The organism is Silanimonas lenta DSM 16282 (genome assembly GCF_000429065.1).
Lineage (GTDB): Bacteria > Pseudomonadota > Gammaproteobacteria > Xanthomonadales > Xanthomonadaceae > Silanimonas > Silanimonas lenta.
Window position 1 is genome coordinate 61,648 of record NZ_AUBD01000008.1, and the last position, 14,942, is coordinate 76,589.

The window sequence follows — 14,942 nt, forward strand, 5'->3', positions numbered from 1 at the left end:
CTCAGTACTCCGCCCGCAATGCGGCAAGTCGCAGGTCGAAACCGCCATCGACATGGGTGACCCTCACCTCGACACGCCGGGTATTGGCCCCACCCACCACGCTGGGCGCGCCTACCGTCATGCTCACGCGGAAGCGCGAAAGCCCGGGCAAGGCCGCGCCGGAAGGATCGGTGGGGGCCGCCGGCGTGGCAAGGCAGGCGTAATCGCCGACGTCGTCCCACAGGTCGCGGCTCACGCCGCAGCCCTCGGCCACCCCGTCCGGGTCGGAATAGGCGCGCAGCATGGCCTCCTCGAGATAGCCCTCGGCGATGTAGAGCCCCTGGGTCTGCAGCACCGGCGAGGCGCTGCCGCGGCCAAGCGTAGCCACCAGCCCGGCCACCGCCGCGAAGGCCACGCCGATGATCACTAGGGTGACCACCAGTTCCAGCAGGGTGAAGCCGGCGGCGCGCTCAGCGGACATGGCCGGTCTCCGGCTCGATGACGATGCTGCGCCCGCCCACCACCACGGTGCCGCCGGCCGGCGTGGGTCGCCCCTCGGCGTCGAAACGCAGGGTGAGGCCCTGGGTTACGCGCACTCCGCCGGTGGCGGTGCCGGCGAAGGCCCCTGAACCGCCGGGGCTTGGCACGTCGAGGGTGAAAGGGCCGCTGCTGCCACAGAGGGTGTCGGTGCCATCGGCGCGGCGGCGCACCGCGTAACTGGAGGTGCCGGCATCCACCTGCACCTCGATCTCGCAGCCCGTGGCCACCGCCAGTCGCTGGGCGTAGCGGAAGGCCGTGGCCACCTGCTCGGCGAAGGCGGCATCCCGGAAACTGCCTTCGAGCACGCGCGGCAGCACCAGGGTGGCCAGCACCCCGAGCAGCACCAGCACCACCACCAGCTCCAGCAGGGTGAAGCCGGCGACGGCCCGGGAATGGCAGGGAAGGGGGCGCGGCCTCATCGCAACTCCGAGACGAGACGGGGGCGGCAGGCTGCCCTGCCGCCCCCGTGCCGGGACGCATTGGAGACGGCGTTAGGAAGGATCAGGTGCCCGCCTTGATGGCCGTGAAGTTCTCGGTCGGGCCAGAAGCGCCGCGACGAACTTGGCAGGTGGTCAGAGTGGTGCCGTTCGCGCCAGTGATGGCGGTATCGGCCACCACTTGGAAAACGCCCAACCCACCGTTGACCACCTGAGCCGCATCACCGCAGCTGTCCACGGTACGGCAATCATCACCTGGCGTATGGCTGTTCACCGCACAACCTGCGTAGTTGATGCTCATGGCCGAAGTGATGGCCGCGGCGGTGGATTTGAGCGTCGCGGCCTGCGCATCGTCCTCGAGGTTGACGAAACGCGGCACGGCGATCGCCGCCAGCACGCCGAGCAGGACGATGACGATGACGAGTTCGATGAGGGTGAAACCGGACTGGTGCTTCATGGGAATGCCCTCGCAGGATGGATCAGCAGGCGCTGACGTTGCGGGTGATGGTGGGGGGAACACCGGCCGCATTGGAAGAGGTGTAGCTCACGGAACAGTTGGTGATGCCATCCAGGCTGATCGTGACCATGGTGCCGGGGGTGGTGGCACCCGCCCCGATCGTATACCGGGCCGACAGGTTGTCGAACAGCAGCTGCAGGTCGGCCGAACGCGCCGCCGGATAGCCGTAGTTGGTCTGGATGGTGCCCCCCGAAATGCCGCTGCCATCAAGATCGATGGTGCTGTTGGCAAGGCCGGCGCGACCCGCCGCCGCCGACTTGGCGTAGACCACGTTGCTGCCCGAACGCAGGCTGGTGAACAGGGAGTCGATGACGGCAATCCGTGCCTCGCGCTGCAGGGAGATGAAGCGCGGCACCGCCAGCGCGGCCAGGATGCCCAGCACGACGATGACGATGATGAGCTCGATGAGGGTGAAACCGGATTGACGACGCATTGGCGGAAACCTGTCGTTGGAGGGGGAACGGGGTGATGAGGAAGCCCATCACATTTCGACTATAGCGCCTTGATTCGGCGGGCGGCGAACCGGAGGCGGTGAAATGCTGTCACGGCCGGGACGGGCCCGCTGCCCCCGGGCGGAATGGGGGCACCCGCTCGAGAAGCAAGCCCTGTGCCAGGGAAGGCGCCGGGCTTCCGTCGCCATCGGAGGGCAGCGCCACCCGCCAGCGCCGCTCCGGTTCGGGCAGCCAGGCCGGGGTATAGACGAGCTCGCCACGGGCCGCGTCGAAATGCCAGCGCGCGTCGATGGCCGGGGCGGCAGACGGCCCCGTCCGCCCCGGGCCGAGTTCGGCCGGCCAGGGTTCGGCCCAGGCCCGCGGGTCCTGCCCCACCCGGGCGGCCAGCCCGGCCGCGCCCTCGCGCGCCAGGGTGCGCTGGCCCTCCAGCCATACCAGGTTGCGCAGGTGGCGCTCGGCCATGTCCAGGGCCAGGGCCTCGCCTTCCGCCAGCACGGCATGGCCGGCACGCAGCAGCACGGCGGCGAGCAGCGCCAGCACCAGCAGGGCCGCCGCATGGCGAAGCCGCCGGCTCCAGCCGGCCCCGGTGGTGGCGAGCACGGGACGGGGCGCGCCGGCCATGGCGGGCCTCACTGCCGCGCCAGCTTCACGAGATCCCACATCGGCAGCAGCACGCCCAGCGCCAGCACGAAGACGATGCCGGCCACGATCACCGTGAGGATGGGCTGCAAAAGATCGTTGAGGTTGCGCACGTCGTAATCGACCTCGCGCTCGTAGAAATCGGCCACTTCTACCAGCATTTCATCGGTCTGGCCGGTTTCCTCGCCCACCGTGAGCATCTGCAGCACCAGCGGGGTGAAGCAGTCCTGTGCCGCGGCCGCCCGGGTCAGGCTCTCGCCGCGCTCGATGGCCCCGCGCATGCCGAGCAGCTTGCGGGCGATCACGTCGTTCTCCACCGCCAGCGCCACCACGGTGAGTGCCTGCAGCACCGGCACACCGGAACGCATGGCCATGGCGAAGGCGCGGGCGAAGCGGGCCAGGGTGGCGCGCAGCACGATGCCGCCGATGATCGGCAGCTTCAGCAGCAGGCCGTGCCAGCGCAGCCGACCGGCCTCGGTATTCACGTAGTGGCGCAGCCACAGCCCGCCGCCCAGCGCTGCGCCGAGCACCAGCCACCACCAGGCGGCGAAGAAGTTGGAGGTGCCGATGATGAGGCGGGTGGGCAGCGGAAGCTCGACGTTGAAGGAGCCGTAGAGCTTGGCGAACTCCGGGATCACGAAGGTCATCAGCACGAAGACGGCGATGGCCACGAACACCAGCACGATCACCGGATAGCGCACCGCCGTCTTCACCTGCTCCACCACCTTCTGCTCGCGCTCGAGGTGCTGGTTGAGGCGCAGGAAGGCCTCGTCGATGCGGCCGCTCTCCTCGCCCACGCGGACGATGGCCACCAGGAGCGGGCCGAAGACCTTGGGGTGCCGTGCCATCGCGGTGGCGAGGTCGCGGCCGGCCTCCAGTTCCTCCAGCATCGCCAGCAGCACGCGGCCGAGCACGGGATTGCGCGAGGTACCCGAAAGGCGGCGCAGGCTCTGGGTGATGGGCACCCCGGCGCGCGAGAGCGCATACATCTGCCGGGTGAACAGGATGAGATCGACCCGGCTGGGCAGGTTCAGGCCCAGAGGCTCGAGCAGGGCCTCCAGCGGGTCGCGGCGCGGCCGGGCCTCGACGATCTCCAGCGGCACCATGCCGCCGCTGCCGAGCTGGCGCGCCACGGCATCGCCGGAGAGCCCTTCCACATCGCCCTCGACGAGGCGCCCCTGGGCATCGCGGGCCCTGTAGTGGAAGACCGGCATGGATCAGTGCACCCCGCCCGGCGAGAGCTCGCCGCCAATGCGCTTGGCTTCCTCCAGCGTAGAGAGGCCGTCGAGCGCGTAGTCGAGCGCGGCCTGGGCCAGCGGGCGGTACAGCGGCGCTCTCGAGGCGGCATGCACGAAACCGTCGTGCTGCCCGCGGCGCAGGGCATTGAGCATGTCGAGGGTGGGCTCGAGGTATTCGTAGACACCGATGCGGCCGCGGTAGCCGGTGCCATTGCAGTGCTGGCAGCCACGGCCACGGCGCAGGCCGTCGAGCGCCACGCCGGGGCGCATCTCGGCCAGCCAGGCCTGGTCGTTGGCATCGGGAAGATGGCGCTCGGCGCAGATCTCGCAGACCCTGCGTACCAGGCGCTGGGCGATGATGACGCGCAGCGAGGCGGCCAGCAGGTAGCCCGGCGCCCCCATGTCGAGCAGGCGGTCGGCGGTGCCCACGGCGTCGTTGGTGTGCAGGGTGGAGAGCACGAGGTGGCCGGTCATGGCGGCGCGCAGGCCGATCTCGGCGGTTTCCTGGTCGCGCATCTCGCCGACGAGGATGATGTCCGGGTCCTGGCGCAGGGCCGAGCGCAGCACGGCGGCGAAGTCGAGGCCGATCTTGGCATTCACCTGCACCTGGCTCACCCGCGGCAGGCGGTACTCCACCGGGTCTTCCACCGTGATGATCTTCTTCTCCGGGGCGTTGAGCGAGTTCAGCGCGGCATACAGCGAGGTGGTCTTGCCCGAGCCGGTGGGGCCGGTGACGAGGATGATGCCGCTCGGCGAATGCAGCACGTTACGGAAGCGTGCCAGCATCGGCGCCGGCATGCCGAGATGCTCGAGATTCAGCATGGCGCCGCTCTGGTCGAGCAGGCGCATCACCACCGACTCGCCGAACTGCACCGGCATGGTGGAGACGCGCACGTCGATCGACTTGCCGCGCACGCTGATGTGGAAGCGGCCGTCCTGCGGCAGCCGCTTCTCGGAGATGTTGAGGCCGGCCATCAGCTTGAGCCTGAGCACCAGCGCGGCGGCGATCTGCTTCTCGCGGATGATCTGTTCGTTCAGCACGCCGTCCACGCGCTGGCGCAGGCGCAGGCAGTCCTGGTCGGGCTCGATGTGGATGTCGGAGGCGCCGGCCTGCACCGCATCGACGAACAGCGACTGGAGCATCTTCACCACCGGCGCATCGGCGGCATCCTCGCCCAGCCCGAGCCGGCCGACGTCGAGCGCGGCGTCGCTGGCCACCTCCTCGGAGAGCTCCTGGGCGAGCGAGCTGATCTCCTCGGTGCGCCGGTACACGGTATCGAAGGTGCGCAGCACCTCATCCTCGCGCACCAGGGCGAGGCGGATCTCGCGGCCACCGAGGGCCCGGGCGATCTCGTCGTAGGCGAAGAGGTCGGTGGGGTCGGCCATGCCGACGAGGTAGGCCCCGTCCTCCTCCTTCAGCACGATGCTGCGGAACCGGCGCGCCAGGGTTTCCGGCAGCTTGCGCACCAGGGCCGGATCGAAGCGGAAGCTGCGCAGGTCGACGAGCGGGATCGAGAGCTGGCGCGAGAGCAGCGCCAGCATGTCGTTCTCCTTGACCATGCCAAGGTCGATCAGGGTGCGGCCCAGCTTGGAGCCGAGCTTGCGCTGCTCGGCCAGCGCGTGCTGGAGCTGCTCCGGCGTAATCAGCCCATTCTCGACGAGCAGGTCGCCGATGCGGATCTTCCTGGCGGTGGCGCTGGGCGGCGTGGACATGGTCACCTCGGTGGTTCCGCGGCGAGGGCGGACACCCGCGCACGCACATAGTCTGCCAAAGCGGCCTCGAGCGGGCCGCGGCGCTGTGCCTGGCGATAGGCCTCGAGGGCCTCCGCGCCCTGCCCCTCGGCCTCCAGCGAGATGGCAAGGCCGGCCCACCAGGCCCCGACATCGCCCTCGCGGGCAAGCGCCCGGCGGTAGCGCGCCGCAGCCTCGGCATGGCGGCCGAGTTGCTGCAATGCGGCAGCGGTCAGCGCCTCGGCTTCGGGCGAGGGCGTGGCCTGACCCTCGAGCAGGGCGAGCGCCTCGTCAGCCCGTCCCTCGGCGAGGGCGGCGCGGGCGGCTTCGAGCAGGGGGGGCGGCGCCGGCGGTGCGATGCGCTCGATGCTCTGGCGCCGCGGCGGCGCGGGTGGAGACGGGGCGGGCGGCGCCTGCGCGGCAGGCGCGGGGCCCGCGACCTCGGGTGGCGCGGGAGGCGCAGGCGGCGCAGCAGGGGCGGGAGGGGCGGGAGGTGCGGGAGGCGAAGCCGGCACCCCGGGCGCATCTGCGGGCTCTGCTGCCGGCAGCGCCAGCGTTTCCTCCGCCGGGGCGGCGGAGGGAGTCTCCGCCACGGCGGGCAGCGGAGTGGCCGGAGCGGACGGGGCAACCGCACTCCCGGCCACCGTCTCGACCCGGGCCGCCTGCGCTCCCCCGGCCACCTCACGGCCCTGCCACCACCAGGCCGCCAGGCCGAGGCCGGCCAGGCCCGGCAGGATCCATCGCAAGACGTTCCATGCCCTTCGCCGTGGCCGGGACGGCCGGGAGAGCGGCACGCCGGCCGCGGCCAGGGCGGCACGGCGGGCGGGATCCTGGGCCGAACGCGCCTCGAGGTCGCGCAGCATCTGGTTGATGACGCTCATGCCGCCCCCCACTGCCGCCACAGGGCCACGGCGGCCAGCACCAGTGCCAGTGCCGCAGCGGCGATGATGGGAGGACGAAGGCGCGCCGGGCGCACTCCCGCCCCGGCATCCTCGGTATCACGCACCGCCAGCGCCACCTCGGCTTCCCCCACCTCGCGCAGGCCACGGCCATAGGCCAGCAGCAGGGCCTTGTGCGCCAGCACGTTCACCAGCCGCGGAATGCCGCGGCTGGCCCGATGCAGGCGGCGCAGGGCCCGCGGTGCGAACAGCGGGCGGCCGTTGTAGCCCGCCACAGCCAGCCGGTGCTGCAGGTAGAGGGCCACGCCCTCGGCATCCAGCGGCTGCAGGCGGTAGGAAAAACCGATGCGCTGGCGCAGCTGGCGCAGACCCGGGCGCGCCAGGCGCTCATCGAGTTCCGGCTGGCCGAACAGCACCACGTGCAGCAGCTTGCGGGTCTCGGTCTCGAGGTTGGAGAGCAGGCGCAGGGCCTCCAGCGCCTCGTCGGAGAGCGCCTGCGCCTCGTCGATCACCACCGCCACCCGCCTGCCCTGCCCGGCCAGCTCGATCAGCCGCTCCTGCAGCTTCTTCACCACGGTGTGCTGGCGCGGGCTGGGCCCGAGCGGCACCCGCAGCTCGTCGGCGATGGCGCGGCGCAGGGCATCGGGATCGAGGTAGGGGTTCGGCACCCAGGCGGTCACCCAGGCCTCGTCCAGGGTATTGAGCAGCAGGCGGCAGAGCAGGGTCTTGCCGGTGCCCACCTCACCGGTGACCTTGATGAAGCCCTCGCCGGCCGCGAGCGCCAGCCGCAGGACCTGCAGGGCCTCGACATGGGCCTCGTTGCGGAAGAAGAAGCCCGTATCGGGGGTGAGCGAGAATGGCGCCTGGCGAAGCCCGAAATACGCCTCGTACATCGCCCGTCTGCCCCGGCTTACGGGGTCTCGCCTCCGTCGGCCACCGGACCGGCCTCGAGCGCGCGCGTGGCCTCGAGGCGCGGCATGGCCGCACGGTTCCAGGTCTCGCTGCCCTCCACCACCGTGGGCCGCAGCAGGATCACCAGCTCGGTCTTGCGACCGGTGTTGCGGGTCTGGCGGAACAGGTTGCCGAGCACCGGGATGTCGCCGAGCAGGGGGGTGCGCGCCGAGCGGCGGGCCTGGGCCTCCTGCATGAGGCCGCCGATGACGATGAGCTGGCCGCTCTGGGCACGCACCACGGAATCGCTCTGGCGCACCGAGCTCACCGCCAGCGGCAGGCGGTAATCGCGATCTCCCACCACGATCAGCTTGGTCTGGTCCGCCACTTCCGAGATGGTGGGCTGCACGTGCAGCAGCACCTCGCCCTTCTCGGAGATCTGCGGGGTCACGTCGAGCGAGATGCCGGAGAAGAAGGGCGTGAGCTCCAGCGAGGGATCGGACTGCTGGGTGACGTTGCCGGTGGTCTGGTTCTGGCTGCCGGTAAGGCCGGTGACGAAGAACTCGTCGCTGCCCACCTTGATGACCGCCTTCTGGTTGTTGGTGGCCGAGACGCGCGGGCTGGACATCACCCGCACGTCGCCCTGCTGCTTCAGGAGCTCGACGAAGGCGCTGAAGTCGCCGCGCTGCCAGCCGATGGTGAACACGCCGCCGAAGGCCGAGGTGGCGGTGCCGTCCGGCAGCGAGGGATTGCGCGGATCGAGGATGCCACTGCTGCCGGCGATCTCGGAGCGGCCATCGCCGCCGAAGATCGAGCCGCCGCCGGTCTGGCCGAGGATGCCGGCGCCGCTCTCCACCACCTGCGCCCAGTTGATGCCGGCCTGGAACTGGTCGTTGAGCGAGACCTCGAGGATGCGGGCCTCGAGGATCACCTGCCGGGTGACGGCGCCCTGCACCGCATCGAGGTAGCGCTGCACGTCGCGCATCTCGGAGGGCAGCGCGCGCACCACCACGGTGCTGGACTGCGGGCTCACCACCACGCTGCGGCCGGGGCCGTCGCCGACGATGGCGCGCAGGGCCTCGGTCAGTTCGGCCCAGTAGTCGGTCTCGGTGCGGGTGCGCACGCGACTGGTGAAGGCCTCGCTGCGCGACTGCCCGCCGCCTTCGCCCGTCTCGCCGCCACCGGCGCCCGCCGCGCTGTTCTGGTTCTGCAGGCCGGTGCCACCGGTGAGATCGCCGGCATTCACCCGGGTGCGCGACTCGCCGATGCGCTGCAGGTGCAGGTAGTCCACCGCGAACACCCGCGACTGCAGCCTGGCCGGCAGCACGATGTAGCCGTTGCCACGCTCCTCGTACTCGTAGCCGTAGACCTCGCGCACCACCTCCAGGACCTCGGGCACGGTGACGGCCTTCAGGCTGAGGCTGATGTTCCCGCCCACGTCCGGGTGCACCACCATGTTGATGGTGGTGTCCTGCACCAGGCTCATGAAGAAGGCCCGGGCCGGCACCTCGTCCACGTCGACGTTGAAGCGCGGCGAGGCCACGCGCGGCGGCGGTGCCACGAGGGCGCGGGTCACGGCGGGCGGCGGCGTGGCGGCCTGACCGGCCGGAGCCTGGGCCGATACCGCCGGAGCGACCGGCAGCAGGCAGAGGCAGGCCAGGGGAATCGGCAGGAAACGGAGCATCAGCGGTTCACCGGTCGGGTCAGGGTGGAATACGAAAGTCGCAGCTCGGTGGCGCCCTCAGGGCCGCGCAGGCGCACCCAGCCGGGGCCGATCGCCTCGAGGCGGGCCTCGCCCACCCGGTCGCCCTGGCGGTAGCGGCGCCCGTTGATGATGGCGCTGCGCTGCTGCGGCGAGACCAGGGTGGACTGCAGGACGAGGGCCGGCGCGGCCGGCTCCGGCGACGGGCCGGGCCCGGTCTGGAGCGGGGCGGCCGGGCGGAAGGGATCGGGCACCACGGCCGCAGCGAGGGCGGGCAGCAGCAGCCCCAGCACGAGGCCGCCGGACCAGGACGGGCGAAAGCGACGGGACTCAGACACCGATCCAGCCCTCCTCGAGGCCCAGGGTTTCCACTTCGAGGCGGATCCGGAGCCGTGGCCAGGCCTCGGCCTCCACAGCGAGATCGGCCAGGGCCAGCCGGTACGGCAGGGCCTCGACCGCCTTCAGGTAGGCCAGCACGGCATCGAACTCGCCCTCGAAGCGCAGCACCACCCGATGGCGGTAGAGCGCCGGCAGGCCGGCCACTGCCGGGGCCGCCGCGCGTTCCTCGCCGGCCACCGGCATGCCCTCCGCAGCCGGCGCCGAGGTCCAGCGCAACACTTCGGGCGGCAGGACCTCGACGCCGAGCACCCGCAGCCGGGCGTCACGCCCCAGCAGTTCGCGCAGCACCGCCGGCATGCGCGCCGGCGGGATCACCCGTGCCTGGTCGGCCCGCAGGCGACCGTCGAGGTCGGTGGCCTCGGCCTGCAGCCGGGCGAGCTGGGCGCGCCGCGCCGCCTCGGGGTCGGCCGCCAGTTCTGCCTCCAGCCGGGCCAGGCTGGCACGGGCCTGCTCCACCTGGGGCGCCAGACTCTCGATCTCGTTGCGATCGGCCTTCAGGCGCTTTTCGGCCGGCTCGATGAGCAGCAGGAACAGGAAGGCCACGCCCAGCACGCCCACGGTGACGCTGGCCAGCAGGCGCTCGCGCGGCTGGCGGGCATCGAACCAGTCGTGCAGGCGCTGGAGCGGGGAGGCCTCGGGGCTCATGGCCGCCCTCCCGCGCGGTCCTCGGCCTCGCAGCCGCCCTCGAGCGCCACGCAGGCCGTGGCCAGGTCGAAACGCATCGGCTCCCCGGCCGTCTCCGGCCGCTCCATCAGGAAGTGGGTGAATTCGCGGCCAGCGAGCGCAGGCTCGGCGGCAAGCCGTTCGAGGAAGGCCGGCACGGCCTCGGGATCCAGCGTGCGCCCGCCGAAGCCCAATGCCCGCCCGCCCTCGGCCACGCGCATGCGGGTGAGCCAGAGCGGCGCCGGCCGGCCCCGTCCCAGCCCTTCGAGCAGGGGGCTCAGGGGCGCCCCGCCCGCCTCGGCCTCGGCCAGTCGCGCAAGCAGCCAGTGCCGGCCATCCAGCGCCTGCTGCGCTTCCACGAGGGCAGCGCTCAGGGCCGGGTCGGGCACGCGCTTCGAGAGCTGCCCGCTGGCCTCGGTGATGCGTTCCTGCAGGCTGGCCTGCTCCGCCCGCAGCGCCGCGAGCTGCCGTCCCGCGGCCATCGCCCGCCATTCCTGTACCGCGCCCCAGAGGAAGGCCACGAGCAGGGCCAGCCCGATCAGCAGCAGATGGCGACCGAACTCCGGATTCGGCTCACGCGGGCGGAGGTCGTCGCGGTAGAGGTCGATGCGTTGCCGCAGGCTCATGGCGCTGCCTCCGCCACCAGGGCCGACAGGCCGGCCAGCCGGGCACGGGCGGCCAGCGGCAACCCGGCCAGTTCCGGCCAGGCCTGCTCGGGCGCCCCTTCCTGCACCTCGAGGCCGAGCAGGCTGCGCAGGGCGGTCCCCAGCCCGTCCAGGCCCTCGATGCCGCAGAGCAGCAGCAGGCGGCGCGGCGACGGGCGCTGATGGGTGCGGTCGAAGTAGTCGAGGGTGCGCTGCAGTTCGAGGGCGATGCGCTCGAACAGGCGTTCGCGACGTCCGGCCTCGGGATCACGCAGGGCGCGCTGGTCGTCGGCATCGAACTCGAACTGCCGGGCCACGAACAGGATGCCCTCCTGCATCGCCAGCATGCTGCCGCCCCGGGGCTCGATGACCAGCACGGCCTGGCTCTCGTCGCCGGAGGCGAGCTGCCGCGCCACCGCGGCCCAGGCGAGATGGGCGATGCCGATGCGCGAGAGCAGCAGGCCCGCCGCGCCGATCTCCTCGATGCGCGGCCGGAGCTGCGACTTCTGCGCCACGGCAAGGTAGAGCGTGGGCGGCCGCCCCCGGGCCTCGAGCCCCGGCACCTCGAAGGCATCCATCACGGCATCGTCCACCGGATAGGGAATGAGATCGCGCACCTTCCAGCGCAGGGCCTGGGCCCATTCTTCGGGCGGCACGGCGGGCCTGTCGACCTGCAGCAGGCTGTACTGCGAAGGCTCGAGCACCCATTCGCAGGCCATGCCGGCGGCTCCGGCTCCGGCCACGGCCTCGGCCAGCGAGGCGCCCTTGCGTTCCAGCGCCACCGGCTCGCGCCGGGCCTCGGCCCGGAACACGAGGGCCAGCTGGTCGGCCGTGAGGGTCAGGGCAGCGCGCCCGAGCGGGCGCCGACGTTTCTGGAAGATTCCCCAACCGGACTGTGCCATGGACGACCGCGTTTCCCCCGCGCGCCACGCGCGCCTCGCATCTGGGCCGGGAGCGTTCCACAGGGGCGCACGCCGGTCAATCGAAGCGTGGCCGCCGTCACTGCTTTTGACCGCTTCAGCGCGCCAGGAGATGCCAGGCTAGGGCGGCGAGGGCCAGCAGGCCGAGCATCATGCTGCCCGGCACCGCGACCAGCGCGGCGCGGTAGCCCCAGCGCCCCATCCAGCGCTGCCGCGGCGACAGGGCATGGTGGTGGGTGCCCGAGGCGGAGGCCACGCCGAGGGCGGTGGCCGCCGAGAGCATCGCCGCCGGCACGGTGGCCAGCGCCAGCAGCCCCCACAGCCACCACGGCACCCATTCGACGAAGGTACGCAACCAGTGCACGGGGCTCAGGACTCCGGCAGGGGAATGGATTCATGCTCGCCGGGCACCGGCGGGAAACGGCCCGCGGCCCAGTCGGCCCTGGCCTGCTCGATCCGCTCCCGCGAGGTGGAGACGAAGTTCCACCACAGGAAGCGATGCCCGATGGCGGCACCGCCCACGGCCATGGCAGCAACCGCGGCCCTGGCCTCGAGCCGCACCGGCTCGCGCCCCGGGAACACGTGCAGCTGGCCGGCCGCCAGCGGCTCGCCACCGGCCGAGAGCCCCTCGCCGCGCACGAACACGGCGCGCTCCTCGTGTTCGCCGCCCAGCACCAGCGCGCTGCCGGGCGCGAAGGCCAGGCTGGCGTAGAGCGTGTCCACGGGCGTGGCCACCGGCGAGCGCAGGCCGAAGCTCTCGCCCACCACCACGGCGATCGACACTCCCTCACGCAGGGCCCTCGGCACGTCGGCGGCGGCGACGTGCTGGAAGGCGGGCTCGCACTCGGCCCCCTCCGCCGGCAGGGCCAGCCAGGTTTGCAGGCCCTCGAGGCGGTGCCCGGCGGCACGCTCGGCGGCCGGTGTGCGCTCGGAGTGGACGATCCCGCGCCCGGCGGTCATCCAGTTCACGTCGCCGGGACGGATGTCCTGCACCACCCCGAGGCTGTCGCGGTGGGTGAGCGCGCCCTCCCAGAGCCAGGTCAGGGTGGACAGGCCGATGTGCGGGTGCGGGCGCACGTCGATGCCCTCCCCGGACGGGAAGGCATGCGGCCCCATGTGGTCCATGAACACCACCGGCCCCACCGAGCGGCAGCGGGCATCGGGGAGAAGCCGGCGCACAGTGAAACCGCCACCGAGGTCATGCACCCGACCGGCGATGGACAGGCGGCCAGCCACCGCTGCTTCAGCCTCCCTTGGGACTGAAGGCGGCGGCGGTCTGCGCCTCCACCCGGGCGGCGAGTTCGATGAGCCTCAGGCGCTGCGATTCGAAATCGGTGGCCACCAGCACCTCGGTGCCCTGGATCTCGGCACGCAGGGCGGACAGCACCGCGGGATCGAGGCCGACGGCCTCGGCGTCGATGCCGTCGAAATGGCTGGCGGCCTCGCGCAGACGGTCGGAGGCAACACCGAAGTTGCGCTGGTCGAGGTCGTTGAGGGCCTTGAACAGGCCGAGCCGCACCTGCACCAGCCGGGCCCGGGCATCGGCCGCGGCGGCCTCGCGCCGGGCCTCCTTGGTCTGCTCGAGGGCGGCGGCAACCTCGCCATCCTTGGCCGCGATGGCCGCGGCATGGACTTCGGCCTGGGCCTTCAGCGCCGAGGAGCGCTGCCACAGGCCGACGCCGTAGGCGATCAGCACGCCGAGGCAGAACGACACCACGCCGGCGGAGAACGGGGTCTTGAACAGGGAGTGGACGAAGCGGGAACGGTCGTTCATGCGACGGGCCTCCATGGGGACGAAACCCGAGGATACCCCACGCGGCGTCGAGCCCTTCAGCGGGCGACCAGGCCGAACAGGTCGTGCTCGTCGGCGCCCATGATCTCGACCTCGACGAACTGCCCCGGCTTCAGCTTCCGCGCCGCGCCGTCCTGGATCTGCACCGTGCCGTCGATCTCCGGCGCATCCCCCCTGGTGCGGCCGATGGCGAGCTCGCCGTCGATGGCATCGACCAGCACCGTCTGCACGGTGCCGACCTTGCGCTCCAGCTTCCCGGCACTGATCTCGGCCTGCAGCTCCATGAAGCGGGCGAGGCGCTCCTGCTTCAGCGCCTCGGGCACCGGATCCGGCAGCTCGTTGGCCTTGGCACCGGTGACCGGCGAGTACGGGAAGGCGCCCACGCGGTCGAGCTCGGCCTCGTCGATGAAGTCCAGCAGCTGCTCGAAGTCCTCCTCGGTCTCGCCGGGGAAGCCGACGATGAAGGTGCTGCGGATCGTCAGCTCGGGGCAGATCTCGCGCCAGCGCTGGATCCGCTCGAGCTGCTTCTCCGCCGCCGCGGGGCGCTTCATCGCCTTCAGCACGCGCGGGCTGGCGTGCTGCAGCGGCACGTCGAGATAGGGAAGGAGCTTCCCCTCGGCCATCAGCGGGATCACGTCATCGACGTGCGGGTACGGGTACACGTAGTGCAGGCGGGTCCAGAGGCCGAGCTCGCCCAAGCCGCGGGCGAGGTCGGTCATGCGGGTCTGGTACTCGCGCCCGCGCCAGGCGCGCGGGGCGTACTTGAGATCGACGCCATAGGCGCTGGTGTCCTGCGAGATCACCAGCAGTTCCTTCACCCCGCCCATGGCGAGCTTCTCGGCCTCGCGCAGCACCTCGTCCACGGGGCGCGAGACGAGATCGCCGCGCATCGAGGGGATGATGCAGAAGCTGCAGCGGTGGTTGCAGCCCTCGGAGATCTTGAGATAGGCGTAGTGCTTCGGCGTGAGCTTGAGGCCCACGCCCTCGATCATGCCGTCGTCCTTCCTGCGCTTTCGCGGGGCCGGCAGCAGATCGGTGAAGGGATCGTGCTTCGGCGGCAGGGCCTCGTGCACGGCGCTCATCACGCTGGTGTAGTCCTGCGGACCGGTGATGGCCAGCACGCCCGGATGCGCGGCACGGATCTCCTCCGGGCGCTTGCCAAGGCAACCGGTGACGATGACCTTGCCATTCTCCGCCATCGCCTCGCCGATGGCCTCCAGCGATTCTTGCACCGCCGATTCGATGAAGCCGCAGGTATTGACCACCACCAGATCGGCCTTGTCGTAGCTGCCGACGATGTCGTAGCCCTCGACCTTGAGCTGGGTGAGGATGCGTTCGGAATCGACCAGGGCCTTCGGGCAGCCGAGGCTGACGAAGCCGACTTTCCGGCTCTGTGACGACGTGTTCTTGCGGGGCATGGCGGGCGCCGGCAGCAGGGCCGGTTGCGCGGGCTGGGAACGGGCGGCAAGTATAGCCGGGGACGTCCCGATCCCCCCGAA

At 71.7% G+C, this 14,942-nt stretch carries 18 protein-coding genes; all 18 read right to left on the reverse strand.

Annotation, left to right across the window (positions count from 1 at the left end; translation table 11 throughout):
- Nucleotide 1: 1 nt before the first annotated feature.
- Nucleotides 2–460 (reverse strand): type IV pilus modification PilV family protein, encoded by a 459-nt coding sequence (locus tag G408_RS0104375; protein WP_028770102.1) that lies wholly within the window; start codon nucleotides 458–460, stop codon nucleotides 2–4.
- Nucleotides 450–938: a GspH/FimT family pseudopilin gene (locus G408_RS0104380; RefSeq protein WP_051282614.1), complete on the reverse strand. Its 489-nt coding sequence runs from the start codon at nucleotides 936–938 to the stop codon at nucleotides 450–452. Before G408_RS0104380 ends, G408_RS0104375 begins: the two co-directional genes overlap by 11 nt.
- A gap of 82 nt (nucleotides 939–1,020) precedes the next feature.
- Nucleotides 1,021–1,413, reverse strand: coding sequence for a type II secretion system protein (locus tag G408_RS0104385; RefSeq protein ID WP_028770104.1), 393 nt, complete (start codon nucleotides 1,411–1,413; stop codon nucleotides 1,021–1,023).
- Between the two features lie 22 nt (nucleotides 1,414–1,435).
- Nucleotides 1,436–1,906 (reverse strand): prepilin-type N-terminal cleavage/methylation domain-containing protein, encoded by a 471-nt coding sequence (locus G408_RS15720; protein WP_028770105.1) that lies wholly within the window; start codon nucleotides 1,904–1,906, stop codon nucleotides 1,436–1,438.
- A gap of 109 nt (nucleotides 1,907–2,015) precedes the next feature.
- Nucleotides 2,016–2,546 carry a hypothetical protein gene (locus G408_RS0104395; RefSeq protein WP_028770106.1) on the reverse strand — a complete coding sequence of 177 codons (531 nt, stop codon included), beginning with the start codon at nucleotides 2,544–2,546 and terminating at the stop codon, nucleotides 2,016–2,018.
- Between the two features lie 8 nt (nucleotides 2,547–2,554).
- The gene (locus tag G408_RS0104400; RefSeq protein ID WP_028770107.1) at nucleotides 2,555–3,778 is read right to left on the reverse strand and encodes a type II secretion system F family protein; all 1,224 of its coding nucleotides are present in this window, start codon (nucleotides 3,776–3,778) and stop codon (nucleotides 2,555–2,557) included.
- Between the two features lie 3 nt (nucleotides 3,779–3,781).
- Nucleotides 3,782–5,515, reverse strand: a complete 1,734-nt coding sequence (locus G408_RS0104405) for a GspE/PulE family protein (protein ID WP_028770108.1) — start codon at nucleotides 5,513–5,515, stop codon at nucleotides 3,782–3,784.
- Nucleotides 5,516–5,517: 2 nt separating this feature from the next.
- Entirely contained in the window at nucleotides 5,518–6,414 is an 897-nt protein-coding gene (locus G408_RS15235) for a hypothetical protein (protein ID WP_156890048.1), read from the reverse strand.
- Nucleotides 6,411–7,325 carry an ExeA family protein gene (locus tag G408_RS0104415; RefSeq protein ID WP_028770110.1) on the reverse strand — a complete coding sequence of 305 codons (915 nt, stop codon included), beginning with the start codon at nucleotides 7,323–7,325 and terminating at the stop codon, nucleotides 6,411–6,413. Before G408_RS0104415 ends, G408_RS15235 begins: the two co-directional genes overlap by 4 nt.
- 17 nt (nucleotides 7,326–7,342) lie before the next feature.
- The gene (gene mshL / locus G408_RS13140; protein ID WP_051282616.1) at nucleotides 7,343–9,007 is read right to left on the reverse strand and encodes a pilus (MSHA type) biogenesis protein MshL; all 1,665 of its coding nucleotides are present in this window, start codon (nucleotides 9,005–9,007) and stop codon (nucleotides 7,343–7,345) included.
- A complete protein-coding gene (locus G408_RS0104425; protein WP_156890049.1) occupies nucleotides 9,007–9,363 on the reverse strand; it encodes a hypothetical protein in 357 nt (118 codons plus the stop codon). The genes mshL and G408_RS0104425 overlap by 1 nt, the downstream gene beginning before the upstream one ends.
- Entirely contained in the window at nucleotides 9,356–10,069 is a 714-nt protein-coding gene (gene gspM / locus G408_RS15390) for a type II secretion system protein GspM (RefSeq protein ID WP_028770112.1), read from the reverse strand. Before gspM ends, G408_RS0104425 begins: the two co-directional genes overlap by 8 nt.
- Nucleotides 10,066–10,713, reverse strand: a complete 648-nt coding sequence (locus tag G408_RS15395; RefSeq protein ID WP_028770113.1) for a hypothetical protein — start codon at nucleotides 10,711–10,713, stop codon at nucleotides 10,066–10,068. Before G408_RS15395 ends, gspM begins: the two co-directional genes overlap by 4 nt.
- On the reverse strand, nucleotides 10,710–11,633 hold the full coding sequence (locus tag G408_RS0104440; RefSeq protein ID WP_028770114.1) for a type IV pilus biogenesis protein PilM: 924 nt from the start codon (nucleotides 11,631–11,633) through the stop codon (nucleotides 10,710–10,712). Before G408_RS0104440 ends, G408_RS15395 begins: the two co-directional genes overlap by 4 nt.
- 115 nt (nucleotides 11,634–11,748) lie before the next feature.
- Complete coding sequence (locus tag G408_RS0104445; RefSeq protein WP_028770115.1) at nucleotides 11,749–12,015, reverse strand: hypothetical protein; 267 nt, start codon at nucleotides 12,013–12,015, stop codon at nucleotides 11,749–11,751.
- Between the two features lie 5 nt (nucleotides 12,016–12,020).
- Nucleotides 12,021–12,887, reverse strand: a complete 867-nt coding sequence (locus G408_RS0104450; RefSeq protein ID WP_051282617.1) for a pirin family protein — start codon at nucleotides 12,885–12,887, stop codon at nucleotides 12,021–12,023.
- A gap of 7 nt (nucleotides 12,888–12,894) precedes the next feature.
- Nucleotides 12,895–13,425 (reverse strand): hypothetical protein, encoded by a 531-nt coding sequence (locus G408_RS0104455; RefSeq protein ID WP_028770117.1) that lies wholly within the window; start codon nucleotides 13,423–13,425, stop codon nucleotides 12,895–12,897.
- A 56-nt stretch (nucleotides 13,426–13,481) separates the two neighbouring features.
- Nucleotides 13,482–14,861 (reverse strand): 30S ribosomal protein S12 methylthiotransferase RimO, encoded by a 1,380-nt coding sequence (rimO, locus tag G408_RS13145; protein ID WP_051282618.1) that lies wholly within the window; start codon nucleotides 14,859–14,861, stop codon nucleotides 13,482–13,484.
- Nucleotides 14,862–14,942: the final 81 nt, after the last annotated feature.

What these genes read in the sequence shown, in the direction of transcription:
- G408_RS0104375 (WP_028770102.1), bottom strand. Translation starts at nt 460, where the DNA reads ATGTCCGCTGAGCGCGCCGCCGGCTTCACCCTGCTGGAACTGGTGGTC.
- G408_RS0104380 (WP_051282614.1), bottom strand. Translation starts at nt 938, where the DNA reads ATGAGGCCGCGCCCCCTTCCCTGCCATTCCCGGGCCGTCGCCGGCTTC.
- G408_RS0104385 (WP_028770104.1), bottom strand. Translation starts at nt 1,413, where the DNA reads ATGAAGCACCAGTCCGGTTTCACCCTCATCGAACTCGTCATCGTCATC.
- G408_RS15720 (WP_028770105.1), bottom strand. Translation starts at nt 1,906, where the DNA reads ATGCGTCGTCAATCCGGTTTCACCCTCATCGAGCTCATCATCGTCATC.
- G408_RS0104395 (WP_028770106.1), bottom strand. Translation starts at nt 2,546, where the DNA reads ATGGCCGGCGCGCCCCGTCCCGTGCTCGCCACCACCGGGGCCGGCTGG.
- G408_RS0104400 (WP_028770107.1), bottom strand. Translation starts at nt 3,778, where the DNA reads ATGCCGGTCTTCCACTACAGGGCCCGCGATGCCCAGGGGCGCCTCGTC.
- G408_RS0104405 (WP_028770108.1), bottom strand. Translation starts at nt 5,515, where the DNA reads ATGTCCACGCCGCCCAGCGCCACCGCCAGGAAGATCCGCATCGGCGAC.
- G408_RS15235 (WP_156890048.1), bottom strand. Translation starts at nt 6,414, where the DNA reads ATGAGCGTCATCAACCAGATGCTGCGCGACCTCGAGGCGCGTTCGGCC.
- G408_RS0104415 (WP_028770110.1), bottom strand. Translation starts at nt 7,325, where the DNA reads ATGTACGAGGCGTATTTCGGGCTTCGCCAGGCGCCATTCTCGCTCACC.
- mshL (WP_051282616.1), bottom strand. Translation starts at nt 9,007, where the DNA reads ATGCTCCGTTTCCTGCCGATTCCCCTGGCCTGCCTCTGCCTGCTGCCG.
- gspM (WP_028770112.1), bottom strand. Translation starts at nt 10,069, where the DNA reads ATGAGCCCCGAGGCCTCCCCGCTCCAGCGCCTGCACGACTGGTTCGAT.
- G408_RS15395 (WP_028770113.1), bottom strand. Translation starts at nt 10,713, where the DNA reads ATGAGCCTGCGGCAACGCATCGACCTCTACCGCGACGACCTCCGCCCG.
- G408_RS0104440 (WP_028770114.1), bottom strand. Translation starts at nt 11,633, where the DNA reads ATGGCACAGTCCGGTTGGGGAATCTTCCAGAAACGTCGGCGCCCGCTC.
- G408_RS0104455 (WP_028770117.1), bottom strand. Translation starts at nt 13,425, where the DNA reads ATGAACGACCGTTCCCGCTTCGTCCACTCCCTGTTCAAGACCCCGTTC.
- rimO (WP_051282618.1), bottom strand. Translation starts at nt 14,861, where the DNA reads ATGCCCCGCAAGAACACGTCGTCACAGAGCCGGAAAGTCGGCTTCGTC.